Source organism: Kitasatospora sp. NPDC059599 (assembly GCF_042735125.1).
In the GTDB taxonomy this organism is placed as follows: Bacteria; Actinomycetota; Actinomycetes; order Streptomycetales; family Streptomycetaceae; genus Kitasatospora.
The window spans coordinates 71,796-87,118 of record NZ_JBHWCL010000022.1 but is presented as its reverse complement, the minus strand read 5'-3'; the positions used below and the strand labels follow the sequence as shown (position 1 = coordinate 87,118).

Here is a 15,323-nt window from a genome sequence, read left to right as displayed (position 1 = left end):
ACCTCGACGTGCCGGTCCCGGGCGGGCCGGGAGCCGGGAAGGCCCGGCCCGCCACGGAGGAACCGGCGGCCGGTCCTCCACGGGCCCCGTACTCGTCCCCGCCCCGCTCGCGCCCCGTCCCGCTCGCCCCGCCCCGCTCGTGCCCCGTCCCGCTCGTGCCCCGTCCCGCTCGTCCCCCGTCCCGACGGCGGGCAGGACCCACGTCGCGGTGGGGCGCGAAGACCTGCCCCGCGGCTCACGCGTCGATGCCGAGCCGTCGCCCCCTGGATAGACTGACCAGACGTTCCAGGAACGGACCGACGGAGCACCCACCGCGCCCCGTAGTCGCGCGTACGCCACTCTCCGTGACCGCGGCGGGGGCGAGCCGGTCCCGGATGATCCGGCAGCGGGCCATCGATCGGACGGGAGCCCTGCCATGGCGAACACGTCCCGGTCTCCGGGCGGCCACGACCCCGAGATCACCCGCCCCGTGTCCTCCCGCGCCCCCTCGCCGTCGTCGGCCCCCCGGGACGACGCCGAGCCGACCGCGGCCAACGACCGGCTGGCGCTCAACGGCATGGGCAGCTTCGACTGGGACCTCGACAAGGGCACCTACCACCTCGACGACGTGGGCCTGGAAGTGTTCGACCTGCGGGCCGACGAGTTCGACGGAGAGCCCGCGTCACTCTCCGCGAGGGTGCTGCCGGCGGACAGCGAGCGGCTCGACGAGGCCGTGTCGCTCGCCCTGCGGGAGGGACACCTGACCTTCGCGTCCTACTTCCGTCTGGTCTGCCGCGACGGAACCCTGCGCTGGGCCCACACGCAGGGGCGCATCCTGCGCGACCCGCAGGCACGCCCGTACCGCATCGTCGGCATCGTCCGCAACGCCGAGGAGGAACTGGCCCACGCCGAGGGGATGCGCACGCTCGCCGCCGACCGGCGCCGCCAGACCGACTCCGTGCGCGCCACCACCGAAGCCCTCGCCCGCGCCGTCACCGTCCACGACGTGACCAACGTGCTGACCGACAGCGAAGGGCTGCGACGCTTCGGGGCGGACGGGCTGGCCCTCGGGCTGGTGGACGGGGACGTCATGCGCCTCGTCGCCGCGACCGAGCAACCGTCGGCGGAACTCAGGGCCCGCGACGACCTGTCGCTGACCCACCTGGGGGACGGCCTGCCGCTGTCCGAAGCCGTGCTCACCCGGCGCGCCCGCTTCCTCGGCACCAGGGAGGAACTCACCACCCGCTACCCCCGCCTGCTGCCCTACGCCGAGGAGATGCGGATCGAGGCGGCGGCGTTCCTGCCCCTGGCCGCCCAGGCCCGCTCCATCGGCGCGCTCGGCCTGTTCTACCGGGCCAGGCACCACTTCAGCACCGAGGACCGCAACATCTGCATCGCGCTCAGCAGCGCGGTCGCGCAGTCCCTGCAACGCGCCATGCTCTTCGACCAGGAACGCGAATTCGCGACCACGCTCCAGACCACCATGCTTCCCCGCCGCATCCCCGAGATCAACGGCGGCGAGGTGGCCGTTCGCTACCGGGCCGGCCGCAGCGGGCGCGAGGTCGGCGGGGACTGGTACGACGTCATCCCCCTGCCGGGTCGGCGGGTGGGTCTCGTGGTCGGCGACGTGGAGGGGCACGACAGCCACGCGGCGGCCATCATGGGCCAGTTGAGGATCGCCCTGCGGGCCTACGCCACCGAAGGGCACACCCCCGCCACGGTCATGGCCCGCGCGTCCAGGTTCCTCGCCGACCTGGACACCGAACGGTCCGCGACCTGCATCTACGTCGACGCCGACCTGGAGACCGGAACACTGCGCCTGGTGCGGGCCGGCCACCTCGAACCGCTCGTGCGGCACAGCACCGGCCTGACCGGCTTGGCGTGCGTCCGCGGCGGCCTGCCGCTCGGCGTGGCCACGGTGTTCGGCCAGGACGGCTACCCCGAGACCCGCCTCGACCTCAACCCCGCGGACACCCTGCTCCTGTGCACCGACGGAATGGTCGAACACCCCGGTCGGGACATCACGGACGGCATCGAAGCCCTCGCCGCCGCCCTGCGCGACGGACCGCGGGACACCGAGGCCCTCGCCGACCACCTCTGCGGCGGCCATCCGAGCCGCCTCGGCAGCAGCGACGACATGGCACTCCTGCTGCTGCACCGGGCAGACGTGCCCGGCGCCCACGCCACCCGGCAGATGACCCAGCACGTCCACCAGGCCGATCCGGAAGGGCTGGCGGAGACCCGCGCCATGCTCCGCCAGGCCCTCGCCGCGTGGGGTGCGACCGACCTCCTGGCCGACGTCGAACTCACCGCGGACGAACTGATCACCAACGCCCTCGTCCACACCGACGGGGGCGCACTGCTCACCATAGAACTGCGGGCCGGGACCGCCCCCTGCATCCGCCTGGAGATCCGGGACCGCTCCAGCGTCCTGCCGCGCCGCCGGGCCCCCGGCGAGACCGCCACCTCCGGCCGCGGTCTGCTGCTGGTCGACGCGCTCGCCGGAAGCTGGGGCGTGGAGCCGCTCGGCAGCGGCAAGAACGTCTGGTGCGAGTTCCCTCTGGCGGCTTGACCGCCCGACGGCAGCTCACGTGCGCCGCCACTCGCCGGTCCACGTCGCCGCCTACGGCTCGACCCCAGCCGCACCGCGCGATCGGCCGGATCGTCAGCTCGTACGGGATCCTCGTGGTCGGCGCCTCCTCCCCCGCAGGTGGCCGAACGGCACCGGGCCGCCGCGGTGAACCGCGGCTCACCGCGGCGCCTGCCGGGGCCGCGGGCCCGGCGGGGTGATCGGTGTCGGGGTGATCGGCGGGGTGATCGGCGGGGTGATCAGGCGGCGGCGCAGGCCGGAGCGGGCGCTGGGGTCGACGCCGAGCAGGGTGCCCGCGTGGGCGGCGAGCGTCGTGCAGCCGTCGGCGGGGCCGTGGTCGTGCCAGGGGCTGGGACCGGCGGCGGGCAGCCGGCTGAGGATCCGGCCGTCGTCGGTGAGGGCGAAGAGGCGTCCGACGGTGGCGGAGAGCGAGGCGAGCCCGGGGGCGGGGCCGATCGTCCGCCAGCCCTTGGCCGCGTCGGCGGAGGCGGGCAGGTCCTGGAAGGGGAGGTAGCCGAGGCCGCCCGGGTGGGTGACGAAGAGCCCTTCGTGGCAGGCCGCGAGAGTGCGGCTGCCGGCGGGTGCCCGGCCGGCCGGCAGCCAGTCGGCCGGCCCGGGCACCGCGTCGCGGTAGCGGATCGAGCCGTCGGCGCCCAGGGCGTACAGGCCCTGGGTCTGCCCGCCTATCGCCTCGCGGGGTGCGGTGACGGCGAGCGCCGGGAACGCTTCGCCGCCCCGGGTGAGTGCGGTCCAGGGGATGTTCTGGCCGCAGGGTTCCCGCGTGTGCAGGACGCCCTCGTCGTCGAGGCCGTAGAGGCGGCCGCCGGTGCCGGTCAGGCAGCTCAGGGCGGGGGCGGGGCCGAGGGTCTCCCAGCGGGCCGGGTCCGGCGGCGCCGTGAACCGTTCGAGGACGTTGCGGGTGATCCGGTCCACGACCGGGTCGTCGAGCGCCCGGCCCCAGTTGATGGTCCCGGCGTTGAAGACGGTGCCGTGCCCGAGGGTGAACACCCCCATGGTGGCGGCGCCGCCTTGGCCGAGGTCGCGCCAGTGGCCCAGGTCGGCGGTGGCCAGGACGGTGAAGCCGGTCGGGGTGCCGTCCCGTCCGGTCACCCTGGGCACGCCGTCGAGCCAGGTCAGGTCGGCCGCGTCGGTCTCGTAGCCGAGTGCGCCGCGGGCGAAGGAGTCGCCGTCGCGCAGACCGGTGCCGGTGAGCGCCCAGTGGTCGGCGAACGCGACGCGGTAGCTGTCGTCGAGCATGAGGTCGAAGTCGGTCCAGCAGCCCGCGCCGTGACGGAAGGTCAGGCCGGTGAGGGTGTTCTCGGGGCGTCCGACGAGGGCGCTGGACCACTCGGTGGTGGCCCTCCTCGGGTCCACCGCGGTGACCGGGTCCAGGGCGGCGTCGCGGTAGCAGACCATGGTGCGCCCCTCGTCCTCCAGGCGCATCTGCCACCAGCAGGTGTTCCCGGAGAAGATCGCCAGGTTGCCGCCCGCGCCGACGAAGCCCTCGACGGCGTCCCGCATCTCCCAGGTCCAGTACTCGTCGTGGCCGTTGCAGACGAGCAGCCGGTAGTCGTCGAGGAGTCCCGGGACGAGCTGCAGGTCGAGGTTGGAGCAGTAGTCGACGGTCTGCCCGGTCCGGTGCAGCCAGTGCATCAGCCCCTCCTCCCAGCGCTCGGGGGCGGGGCCGCCGCCGGGCCGGTCGAAGCTCACCCGGTGCGCCCGGTCGTGCTGTTCGGTCCCGTACAGTCCGTGGCCGGGGGCGCCGACCCGGTTGTAGGCCTGCCAGGTGGCGAACGGCAGCGAGACGAGGATCCCGTGGTTCCCGGCGGGCCGGGCCGCCCGCACCGCGAACCACACCTCGCCGCCGTCGGGTCCGAACTCGGCCCGGTACAGCCCGCTGGGCCAGGTGCGCGGCACGGTGAGGGTCCAGCGGTCGCGGGCCGCGGACAGCCGGTGGTCGCGGGTGAGGCCGGTGATCGCGTTCGTGATCCGGACGTGGCGCTCGGGCGGCGCTCCGGCGGGCCCGTCCAGGAAGCGGAACTCCAGGTCACCCCCCTGGACGCAGGAGGTGGCGCGGGCGTAGGCGCCGTACCTGCCGCCCCAGCCCTCGGCGACGGTCTCCGTGACTGCGCTCATCCACGCTCCCTGGTCGGTCCGGTTCGGGTCGGCCACTACGCGTAGGCCTTGGACTGCAGGGCGAAGAGCTCCGCGTAACGCCCGCCCAGGGCCAGCAGTTCCTGGTGGCTGCCCGTCTCGCGGACCCGCCCGTCCTCCAGGAGCACGATGGTGTCGGCCATCCGGACGGTGGAGAGCCGGTGGGTGACGAACACCGTGACGCCGCCGACGGTGGCGGCCATGTGGGCGGAGGCGCGCTGGTAGGCGTCGCAGAGCAGTGCCTCGGCCTGCGGGTCCAGCGCGCTGGCGGGTTCGTCCAGGCACATCAGCAGGGCGTCGGGGCGCATCAGGGTGCGTGCCAGGCCGATCCGCTGCCACTGGCCGCCGGACAGCTCGGTTCCCGGGCCGTACTCCTTCCCGAGCAGGGAGTCGAGGCCCTCGGGCAGGGCGGCCACCGTGTCGGCGGCACCGGCGAGTTCGACGGCGCGGTGCACCGCCTCGGCGGAGTCGATGCGGTCCAGCCGACCGACGCCGACGCTCTGCTGCGCGGTGAGGTTGAACCGGGCGAAGTCCTGGAAGAGGTTGGCGGTGCGGCCGTGCCAGGACCGCGCGCCGACCTCGGCCAGTGGGGTGCCGTCCAGCAGGACGGCACCACCGGTCGGCTGGTGGAGGCCGTTCAGGAGCTTGATCAGGGTGGACTTGCCGGCTCCGTTCTCGCCGACCAGCGCGATCGAGCGGCCCGCGGGGAGGGTCAGGTCCACGTCCCGAAGCACCGGTTCGCGGCTTCCGGGGTAGCAGAAGGAGACCTGGCGCAGTGTGATGCCGCCGGTCAGGGCGGACGGCGCCGCCGCCGTCGCCGCGCGGTCCTGCGACGGCCCGGCCAGGGCTCCGGTGACCCGCTCGAACCGGGCGATGCCCAGCGCGGCCGCGTAGACCTTGCTCAGCAGGTCCAGGCCGGTGGAGACCTGGCCGCTGACCTGTCCGGCCAGGGTGACCACCAGAACCACGTCGCCGATGCCGGCCCGGCCCTGCTGGGCCTGCCGGAAGACGAGCAGCAGGGATCCGGCGTAGGCGAGCGCGAAGCAGAGCTGGCCCGCCGAGCGGAGCAGGGCCTGCCGGCGGTGGGCCGCGGCCTGGACGGCGGAGACCTGCCGGTGCAGGACCCGGTGCTTGGCGAGGAGGAAGCCCTGGGCGCCGGCGATCCGGATCTCCTTCTGCGCGGCGGCGGAGGCCGCGAGGCCGCGCAGGTGCCGGATCGCACCGGTCGCCGGCGCGCTCTCCTGGCGCCCGGTCTCCACCGCGCGTTCGGCGCGCTTGCCGGTGAGCACCGGGATCACGGCGGCCAGCGGGAGCAGCAGCAGGACGGGCTGGAGGTCGGCCAGCAGGACGGCGGTGAGCAGGAGTTGGGCTGCCAGGCAGACCAGGCTGAGCGAGGCGTGGACGGTGTCCCGCATCCGGATGACGTCCTGGCGCAGCAGGTCCAGGTCGTCGGCGAGTTCGGGGCGGTCGAGGGCGGCCGGCCCTTCGGTTCCGTTGACGCGGACCAGCAGCCGCCGGTTGAGGCCGAGTTCGACCAGTTCGCCCAGCTCGAAGTAGGACAGGTGGGCGAAGTGGCCGAGCATCAGTTCGCAGATCAGGACCGCCGCGGCGCCGAGGGCCCAGCCGACGGCCGCGCCGCCGTGCCCGTCGAGCGCGGCGTCGGTGAGCCCCTTGAGCATCAGCGGGACCACGGGGGCGGCCAGGTAGCCGGCCAGCAGCAGGGACCCGCCGACGAGGAGTCGGCGCCGGTCGGTCCGCCAGGAGGACACGGCGAGGAAGCGCAGGAGCCCGAGCAGCAGTCTCATCGTTCCACCGGCCCGGTCCGGGCGGTGAACCGCTTCGCCTGCACGGTGAACAGGTCGGCGTAGGTGCCGCCCCGGGCGAGGAGTTCACGGTGCGAGCCGCGCTCGCTGATGCGGCCGGCGTCCAGGACCACGATCTGTTCGCAGCGGCGCACGGTCGAGAAGCGGTGGGAGATCACCAGGCTGGTCACGCCCTTGGTCAGGTCGAGGAAGCTCTCGAAGAACTCGGCCTCGCCGCGTGCGTCCAGTTGCGCGGTGGGCTCGTCCAGGATCAGGAAGGAGGCGCCGTGCCGGACCGCGAACAGCGAACGGGCCAGGGCCAGCCGCTGCCACTGGCCACCGGACAGGTCGGTGCCGCCCGGGGCGCGGCGCGAGAGCGGGGTGTCCGGGCCGTCGGGAAGCGCGGCGAGCAGTTCCCCCAGTCCGACCCGTTCCAGTGACTCCCGGATGCCGTCGAGGTCGTCGAGGTGCTCGATCGAGCCGAGCGCCACGTTCTCGCGCAGGGTGAGGTCGTAGCGGACGAAGTCCTGGAAGGTGACGGCCAGTCGGCGCTGCCAGTGCGCGGCGTCCAGCGTGCCGAGGTCGACGCCGTTGTAGCGCAGCGTGCCGGAGGTCGGCCGGTACAGGCCGGTGAGCAGTTTGACCAGGGTGGTCTTGCCGGCGCCGTTGAGGCCGACCACCGCGGTGGAGGAGCCCTCGCGCAGCACCAGGTCGACTCCGTCCAGGACGGGCGCGGCACCGCCGTCGTACCGGAAGCACAGCGAGCGCACGTCGAGGTCGCCGGACGGCGGGCAGGCGACGGCGGGCCGCGCGGCCTCGGCCGGGGTCGCCGCGCTGAGGCGTTCGAACTCGACGATCGCCGCGAGGGCCTGCCGGCCGTACTGCAGCTTGGTGTCGGACTCGGGGAAGTAGCTGCCGAAGCGCAGGCACATCACCGCGGCCTGCAGGGCGATGGCGAACCGGGCGGTTCCGGTGCCGCCGGCATCGGCACCGGCGGCGGCGACGGCCGTCAGGACCGCACCGCCCACCAGCAGTCCGAGGGCCGAGTAGCGCAGGAAGGGCGGGCCGTAGACGGCCCGGCGGCCGCGCCACAGCGGGTCGAGGTAGCCGCGCACCTCCTGCTGGTAGCGGTTGTCCAGCCATTCGGTGAGGCCGAGGGTGCGCACCTCCTTGGCCGCGCCGGCACTGGTGGCGAGTTCCCTGAGGTACGCCATCCTCCGGCGTTGCGGCGCGAGCCGGCGGAAGAGCCGGCCGTAGGTGTGGAAGGCCCCGGTCTGCCCGCGGCGGGTGATCAGGGCGACGGCGAGGGCGCCGAGCGCGGCCCACCAGGTGCAGGCGTAGGCGACCAGGGCGACCGACCCGGCCAGTCTTGCGTAGCGGGCGATCAGCGCGAGCGCGCCCTCGGCGGCGGCGCCCGGGGTCAGGCCGAGCGAGTCGAAGGCCAGGTTCGCCTCGCTGAGCTGGTCGGTGGCCCGTTCGCTCTCGACCACTTCGGCGCGGGCGTCGACGAACGAGGAACGCAGCAGCCGGGCGACGCAGGCGCCGTCCACCCGCTGGGCCACCGCCTGCGACAGCGAGACCTGGAACGGCGCGAGCGCCTGCTGGCCCACGAACGCGACGAGCGCCACGGCCAGCCAGCCGCTCGGTCCCCCGCCGGCGCCGGGCAGTCCCCCGCCGTCGCCGAACCGGCCGTCGCGCACGGCCTGCAGGGCGAAGCCGACGCACAGCGCGAAGACGACGGGCAGCAGGCCGACCAGGGCGTGGAGCGCCGCCGTGCCGGCCACCAGGGGGGTGCCGGCCCGGCGCAGCAGCGCCAGCAGCTGCCGGGTGGCGAGCAGGCGGTCGGCGGCGCGCTCGGCCCGGCGGGAGTTCGTCACGGCCTCAGCCGCCGACGGTGATCAGCAGCGGCAGGATCGCTCCCGCGCGCACCGGGCCCCATTCGCGCTCCTGCCGGCGAACTCCGGCGAGGAGGGTGATCCGGCCGTCGCCGTCCTGGCCGACGCCGGTGCCCGCCAGCGGCACCCGGAACCGGAACAGGTCCTGCCCGTCCACGCGTTCGGCGGTGGCCACGGCGGGGACCGAGCCCGGGCCCGCGTTGGAGTAGTCCGCCTCGTCGAGGAGGTCTCCCGCCGCCCGGTAGAAGTACTCGTAGCGGTGGTCGCCGAAGTTGAGCGAGACGCCGGTCATCTCCTGTTCGGTGCCGCCGGGCACGGCGAGTTCGATCAGCAGGGCTCCGTCGGCGTGGCGGAAGCTGCCGCGCACCTCGAAGTCGGTGCCGGCGCGGCGCAGGACGGCCCGGCTCAGCGCGCCGTCCTCGCCCCGGCGGGTGGAGAACGGGGCGGGCCGGTCGGTCAGCACCAGTTCGGCGGCGCCGATGGAGTCGAGCACCTCGCTCATGGCCAGGTCCCGCAGGACCAACTGCTCGGGATCCCACGGGAGGTCGACCGCGAAGCCGGCCAGGCCGTCCCACCAGAGGTCGACCGGGAACGCCTCCCGGACCGGGGCGAGCCGCTGGAGCTGCGGATGTCCGGCGAACGGGTCCCGGTGCAGCAGCGCGACGGCCAGCGTGCGGACGTAGGAGAGGACTTCACCGGCCTGGTAGCGCTCGGCCAGCTCGGCCATCAGGGCCGGGTCGAACTCGGGCAGCGCGCAGAGGTCGACCACCGTGGCCAGTTCGGCGAGGCGGATGGTGGCGGCGGGGATCGGGTAGACGCACAGCAGCGCCTCGACGTGCAGGTGCGAGGAGTGGATCAGGGCGGCGACCTCGGCCCGCAGCAGGTTCACCGCGGCGGGGACCGGGCCCCGGTGCGCGGCAGCGATCCATCCGGTGAGCTCGTCCGGTCCGATCTGCCGGACCAGGTAGCCCGCGGTGTGCTCCCAGTGTCCCGGGTGGTCGGCCGGCCGGGGCGCGGCCTCGGCGCCGGGCCGGGTCACCGGGTAGTAGGAGTGGATGTCGACCTCGCCGCGCCAGGTGGACTCCACGGTGGCGAACGCCGCGAGGTGGCTCCCTGAGTCGAACCGCCGGTAGCCGCTCTTCAGGGCCAGCTCCAGCAGCCGGGCCGGGTCGCGGGCGATGACGTCGACGTCCGAGGAGCGCCGCAGGGAGACGGGGTCGCCGCCGAGCCCGTAGAGGGTCACGCCCTTGAGCACCATCAGGCGGTCCTCGGGGCTGTCGGCCCGTAGCTGCCCGGTCAGTTCGACGACCATGTCGATCTGACGGGCCGACAACTCCTCGATCTCCCGCCGCCGGACCGCGAGCCGCTCACGGAGGGCGGCGGTCACCGGGCCCGCCTCCTGATCGGCCGGCAGCCGTGCCAGGAAGCGCACTTCGAGCCGGTGCGCGGCCAGGGCCTCGTAGAGGGCGTCCGGGTCGAGCCGTTCGAGGTCGGGCACTTCGCCGGGCCTTCCGGCCGCCCACAGGAGGACCTCACGAAGAGCCGGAACTGCAGGGTCCGTCAGTCGCATTGTTTCTCCTCGGGCTCTTCTGGAACCGGTACGGCGGCTCCGGGCGAGGGGGGTGGCGAATTCACACTCGGGGGCATCGACGCCGCCCGGACATTCGCGTTCGCAACACTCTGGGGATTGCATCGCCGCGACGTCAAGCCTTTCGCGTTCCGGAAATCCGGGAATTCACGGTCGATCAATACCCACGATAGAGGGACATGTCGGACTCGACGGCCTGCGGGCGGGGTTCGGGGGCCCACTCGCCGAATGCCGCCGACCGCTGCGTTCGCCCTGGTCAGCGCGGCGCAGACGGGTGAGGTGACGTCAGAAACGTTCTTGACAGCCACTCTTGGGTCGACTATGGTCCGGGTCGTGAAGTTAGGAAAGTTTCCTATCCGTCAGACCGTGGCCACCAATTCCACGGCCACCATCGGTCCGGGTTCGCACGGCGCGTTCCGGGCACGCGATGGAACGCGCGGGCCCGACCGCCGACCGGGCCCGGGCATTTCCCGTCCGTGCTCCTGATCAGTCGGTTTCGGCAATTCCGCCGGTCGAATCCGCATTCGGGCAGGAACTCCGCGCCTGCGATCCCGCCCCGGGGCGTCCGCGCCGGTGGGGACAGGTCGCGCCATGGCCGACTCACGTGGCCCGCAGCGGATTCATCGACCCGATGCGGAGCGGCGGACCGGCCGCCGACCTGACGCGGTCTGCACAACTCCGGCATTCCGTCGGCGAGTTCACCTTCCGCACGAATCGGGGCCACGGCTCGCGATCCGCGCGGATCGACGGCCCTTCGTGCACGGCGGTCGAATGACGGATCGTCATGTCCGTTATCGCACATCCGGTTTCGGGACACCGCGATCGAGAGTCCGTGCGAACCCCGACACACCGTCGGGGCCGCTCCGGCCTTGCCGTACGTCCGACAGGCCGCTAGCTTGTCCGGATCCGCATCCCCGCCGGGACGAGCGAGCGCCTTGAATTTCCCGGGCCGCGGCGGGACCCAGCAGTGCGCACAGGAAAGAACATGAGCGAGCAGACGGGGTGCTTGACCGGAATGAGTTCATTTCCATGGCAATGACGGAAACACCTGGCACGGGCCGCGGCATGTACGTGGGGATCCTGGGACTGGACGGATCCGGTAAGACCACCGTCGCACACGGCTTGACGGATCGGCTGACGGAGCACGGGTACGAGTCCGAGTTCGTACGGTGGCGGGACATCGCCGCCGAACTCGACCGCGTCGACTTTCCGCACCTCACCCTGCGCCAACTCCTGGTCGAGACCTGGCGAACGCGCTACGGCGGGGCGACCGACGAATCCTCGCTCCGTGTGCAGCACGGTCCACGGCTGTACGAGGACTTCACGCTCGCCAAACTCGAGCAGGCCGGCTCCGCCTATCCGGTCGACGTCCGCCGCTCCGGCGTGCTGGCGTCCGCACTGCTCGAATTCGTCGCCGACATGTTGATCCAGGCGGAGTTCTTCAACGCCAGCGTGGCCCGCGGCCGGATAGTCGTCACGGACAGCTACGGCTACAAGAACATCATCAAGGTCCTGCGGGTCGCCAACGAGATTCCCAGCGACGACATCTCCAAGGACCTCATCGCCCGGGTGTCCGACTTCATCTCCGACGCCTACTCCAGCCACTTCATGCAACCCGACATCGGCGTCTTCCTGAGGGTCACACCGGAGGAGTGCTACAAGCGCGTCACCGCGCAGCGCGGCGGCGTCGGGCCGGTCGAGGACATGGGATTCGCGGGTCGCACGGGCCGGTCGTCGTTCCTCGAACTGCAGAGCGCGCTCCTGGCGGAGTACGAGCAGATGGCCGCCGACTGGGGCTGGCACGTCCTCGACGTCGACGGCGCCACTCCTGCGGAAGTCCTCGATGCCGTCAACGACATCGTGGTCGCCGATGTGCGGGCGGCGCGACGCGCGGGCGGGCCTCCTCCGGCCGGCGTGTAGGTCCCGGGGAGGCGCAACCACTGTCCATGTGTACCTGTCGCGGGGGGCGAACACACCGATGACCGAACCGGATGCGCGGTCCCGGGACGTACTGGAGCAGGTCCCCGAGGGCGTGCGCGACGCACTGGGACTGCGGCGGGCCCGTGAACTCACCGGCGGCGGCACGCCCGCGCGGGTGTACCGGTGCGAGGACGGGGACGGGGACGCGGTCGTCGTCAAGGTCCTGCGTGCCGGGGCCGGGGCGGTGGACGGCCACGACCTGGGCTCCTTCCTCCGCAAGCCCGCGCAGATCGCCCGGATCCACCGGGAGCTCCCGGCCCTCTCGCCGTACTACGTCCCGCTCGTCGGGCACTGGCAGGGGCCCGACTGGGGCGCCTACGCGATGCCCTGGATCGACGGTGCCTCCCCCGTCACGCTGCTGCGCGACGGGGACCCCGGCCGGCAGCGGTTCCTGGCGGCGCTGCGGTCGGTGTTCGGGATCCTCGGGACGCACGGCTACTCGGCGAGCTCCGTGCCCGCCCCTCCCGGCCACGGCCTCGGCACCCACGCCGGCCGGCTGGCCCGCCGACTCCCCCTGCTGACCGAGCACTTGGGCCCGCTGCCCGACGGGACGGACCTGCGGGTGAACGGACGGCCGGTGCCGTCCGCCCACGAGCTGCTCCGCCGGACCGCCGCCCGGGAGGACGTGCTCGCCGCGCTCCAGCCGCCCCGGCTGTACTTCCCGGTGCACGGGGACCTCAACCTGGGCAATCTCATGCTGCGCGCCGCCGATGCGCCCGGGAGCCGGCACGGCCTCGACCCCGACCGGCAGTTCACCGTGGTGGACCCGCGCGGCATCGACGAGCACTGGGACCCGGTGTACGACGCCGCGAAGGCGCTGTTCAGTCTGACGCTGTTCGACGCCGCGATGACCGGCGGGTTCGAGATCGGCCGGGACGCCACCGGCGGCTACGACGTGCGGCTGCGCCGCCCGGTGCCGGCCCACAGCGCCGCTGCCGCGGAGGTGCCCGCCACCCTGGCGACCGTCGGGTTCTTCCGACGGCTCGGCCACGGCGACCCGCTGTGGCTCCGGAGGCTGCTGTACGCCCACGCCTTCCACGTCCTGGCCGAGGCGGCCTGCCGGCTCTCGGACCGGACGGTCCGCACCTTCCCCGGGGCGACCGGCCCGGCCGCCCGCCGCGAACTCGCCCTGGGGCTCCACCTCAGTGGGCTCCTGCTGCTCGACGACCTGCTGTCCGGGCCCGCCGAACCCGAGGCCGATCCCGCCGCGCACCTGGCCTGCCTGGCCACCGTCCACGGGCCGGCCACGGCCTGCCCGCTCCCGGGCTGACCGCCCCTCCTCCGTGCCACGGGCCGGGTGGATGCCGCGGCCGGACCGCCACCACCGGCACCACGGCACCCCTGCCATGCCGACACCACGGCACCGCTGCCACTCCGGCACCACCGCCGTACCGGCACCACCACCGCTTCGACGTCCTGGCCGCCCGACACCGGCGAGGTTCGTGCACAACACACCGACCGATGCTGCTCGCCGCACGTTCGAGCACGACGACAGGAGACTTCCCGTGGACCGGACCGTCAAGCGCCTGGAGGAACGGCGCCTCGCAGACTTCTTCGGCAAGGGCGAGGGGGGCGGCCCGGACGTCCGCTTCGCGGACCCGGCCGCCGTGGCCGCGGCGGTCGCCGCCGGGGCCGACCGGGAGCTCTACTCCGCGGCACGCGACGTGCTCCCCTCCCGGGTGGTCCCCGCCCCCGAGGGGCAGGACGGCCCGGTGGCCGGCGCCACCCTGTGGTCCGCCGACCTCGTCATCTACCAGGACGGCACACTGCCCGGCGGTGAGCCCTTCCGCTCGACCGGGCACTGGAACCCCGCCGACCAGCTGGAGATCTTCCAGGTGCTCAGCGGCCGCGTGCTCATGCTGTGCAGCATGCTCGACGAGTCCGGCGACGAGTCGTACGTGTACTTCCAGGAGTGCCGGGCCGGGGACCTCGCCGTGGTCCCGTTCGGCGCCTGGCACCTGACCTACGTGCTCGACGGCCCGGCGATGGTGGTCAACACCTACTCCGGTCCGGCCGGCGCCCGCACCGCCGGGACGGCCACCGGCGCCGGCCACACTCCGGCGGCGAAGTACCGCTCGCGGCGCGGCCCGGCCGAGATCACGGTCACCCGGTCCGGGACGGGGTTCGCCATCGACCTGTCCGCGACGTGGCGTCGGGCGTGCGGTGACCCGGTGCGGGTGTCGTGCCCGGCGTGGCTCCAGAAGTACGTCCCGCCGAGCGGGCTGCTCACCGACCTGCACGTGTCCGCAACGGACGCCGACCTGGAAGCCCTGCTCGCCTCGGCGCGCGCCTCCTCCGGTGCGGACCTGACGGAAGCCGCCGAGCTGTGGTCGTGAATCCGGTCCGGTGCCCGCGGCGGGGCCCCCTGACCCCGGGCCGGCGCCCGCACCGGTACGAGTCCGCCCCCGGCCGCCGGAGGGAGGACGCATGACCGCCGTCGCCGTCTGCGGACTCGGCCTGATGGGGCTCCCGGTCGCGACCCGGCTGGCGGCGTCGGGGTTCTCGGTCAGCGTGTGGGACCGCACGCCCGCCAGGGCCGCCGCCCTCGCCGGCACCGGGGTGACCGTCGCGCCGTCCCCCGCGGCCGCCGCCGCGGGGGCCCGGGCGGCACTCGTGCTGGTGAGCGACTTCGACGCCGTGCGCGCGGTGGTCGGCGGGCCCGAGGGCGTCGCGGCGGGCCGGCCGCAGGTGATCGCGCAGATGTCGACGATCGCGCCGCACGAGACGCTCGCCCTGGCCGCGGACCTGCCCTCGGACGTGCGGCTGCTCGACGCGCCGGTGACCGGCAGCGTCCCGCAGGCGAGCGCCGGCGACCTGCGGATCCTGACCGGTGGCGACGACGCGGCGCACGCCGCCGCCGGGCCGGTCCTGGAGGCGCTGGGGACGGTCGTGCGCTGCGGCCCGCTGGGCGCGGCGTCGGCGCTCAAGTGCGTCCTGAACACCTGCGTCGCGCCCATGGTGGCGCTGCTGGCCGAGGGGCTGGCCCTGGCGGACAGGCTGGACCTCGACCAGGACCTGCTGCTCGACGAACTGGAGCGCACCCGGGTCGGCCCGCTGGTCACCCGCAAGCGGGCCATGATCGAGAGCGGCGAGTTCCCCGCGGACTCGCGGCTGAAGCTCTTCGCCAAGGACATGGGGGTCGCGGAGGCCACGGCCGCCGCCTGCGGCGCGCAGCTGCGGCTGGCACACCAGGCCCGGCTGCTGGCCGAGGAAGCCGTCGCCGCGGGACTGGGCGAGCTGGACTACTCCGTGCTGGCAGGCTACCTGCGCGACCGGCCGGCGCCGTGAGCCCAGCGGGCGGCTGAGGGGCCGCCCGGCCCCCTGCCCACCTGCCC

Annotated in this window: 9 protein-coding genes; 5 read left to right on the top strand and 4 right to left on the bottom strand. The window is 73.9% G+C overall.

Translation table 11 applies throughout. From position 1 onward, the window contains the following. Positions 1-415: 415 nt before the first annotated feature. Positions 416-2,551, top strand: coding sequence for a SpoIIE family protein phosphatase (locus ACFV04_RS11320; RefSeq protein ID WP_380347456.1), 2,136 nt, complete (start codon positions 416-418; stop codon positions 2,549-2,551). A 177-nt stretch (positions 2,552-2,728) separates the two neighbouring features. On the opposite strand, the gene ACFV04_RS11315 is transcribed toward ACFV04_RS11320, so the two are convergent. Genes ACFV04_RS11315 through ACFV04_RS11300 form a run of 4 tightly spaced genes read right to left on the bottom strand, consistent with a single transcriptional unit; the run spans position 2,729 to position 9,918 of the window. Beyond that, the gene (locus ACFV04_RS11315; RefSeq protein ID WP_380528478.1) at positions 2,729-4,705 is read right to left on the bottom strand and encodes a N,N-dimethylformamidase beta subunit family domain-containing protein; all 1,977 of its coding nucleotides are present in this window, start codon (positions 4,703-4,705) and stop codon (positions 2,729-2,731) included. A gap of 35 nt (positions 4,706-4,740) precedes the next feature. Continuing rightward, positions 4,741-6,528 carry an ABC transporter ATP-binding protein gene (locus ACFV04_RS11310; RefSeq protein WP_380528476.1) on the bottom strand — a complete coding sequence of 596 codons (1,788 nt, stop codon included), beginning with the start codon at positions 6,526-6,528 and terminating at the stop codon, positions 4,741-4,743. Further along, complete coding sequence (locus ACFV04_RS11305; RefSeq protein WP_380528474.1) at positions 6,525-8,402, bottom strand: ABC transporter ATP-binding protein; 1,878 nt, start codon at positions 8,400-8,402, stop codon at positions 6,525-6,527. The genes ACFV04_RS11310 and ACFV04_RS11305 overlap by 4 nt, the downstream gene beginning before the upstream one ends. A 4-nt stretch (positions 8,403-8,406) precedes the next feature. Then, on the bottom strand, positions 8,407-9,918 hold the full coding sequence (locus ACFV04_RS11300) for a nucleotidyltransferase family protein (RefSeq protein WP_380528472.1): 1,512 nt from the start codon (positions 9,916-9,918) through the stop codon (positions 8,407-8,409). Between the two features lie 1,119 nt (positions 9,919-11,037). On the opposite strand from ACFV04_RS11300, the gene ACFV04_RS11295 reads away from it, so the two are divergent. The 4 genes from ACFV04_RS11295 to ACFV04_RS11280 all read left to right on the top strand — a co-directional run bounded on the left by ACFV04_RS11295 (position 11,038) and on the right by ACFV04_RS11280 (position 15,276). Beyond that, complete coding sequence (locus ACFV04_RS11295; protein WP_380528471.1) at positions 11,038-11,928, top strand: dTMP kinase; 891 nt, start codon at positions 11,038-11,040, stop codon at positions 11,926-11,928. Positions 11,929-11,986: 58 nt separating this feature from the next. Next, positions 11,987-13,258 carry a phosphotransferase family protein gene (locus ACFV04_RS11290; protein WP_380528469.1) on the top strand — a complete coding sequence of 424 codons (1,272 nt, stop codon included), beginning with the start codon at positions 11,987-11,989 and terminating at the stop codon, positions 13,256-13,258. Between the two features lie 235 nt (positions 13,259-13,493). Then, positions 13,494-14,324 (top strand): hypothetical protein, encoded by an 831-nt coding sequence (locus ACFV04_RS11285; protein WP_380347448.1) that lies wholly within the window; start codon positions 13,494-13,496, stop codon positions 14,322-14,324. A gap of 91 nt (positions 14,325-14,415) precedes the next feature. Next, positions 14,416-15,276, top strand: coding sequence for an NAD(P)-dependent oxidoreductase (locus tag ACFV04_RS11280; protein WP_380528467.1), 861 nt, complete (start codon positions 14,416-14,418; stop codon positions 15,274-15,276). Positions 15,277-15,323 lie beyond the last annotated feature (47 nt).

Bases quoted from the DNA above. Each gene is read 5' to 3' on its own strand.
- ACFV04_RS11320 (WP_380347456.1), top strand. From the start codon at position 416: ATGGCGAACACGTCCCGGTCTCCGGGCGGCCACGACCCCGAGATCACC.
- ACFV04_RS11315 (WP_380528478.1), bottom strand. From the start codon at position 4,705: ATGAGCGCAGTCACGGAGACCGTCGCCGAGGGCTGGGGCGGCAGGTAC.
- ACFV04_RS11310 (WP_380528476.1), bottom strand. From the start codon at position 6,528: ATGAGACTGCTGCTCGGGCTCCTGCGCTTCCTCGCCGTGTCCTCCTGG.
- ACFV04_RS11295 (WP_380528471.1), top strand. From the start codon at position 11,038: ATGGCAATGACGGAAACACCTGGCACGGGCCGCGGCATGTACGTGGGG.
- ACFV04_RS11290 (WP_380528469.1), top strand. From the start codon at position 11,987: ATGACCGAACCGGATGCGCGGTCCCGGGACGTACTGGAGCAGGTCCCC.
- ACFV04_RS11280 (WP_380528467.1), top strand. From the start codon at position 14,416: ATGACCGCCGTCGCCGTCTGCGGACTCGGCCTGATGGGGCTCCCGGTC.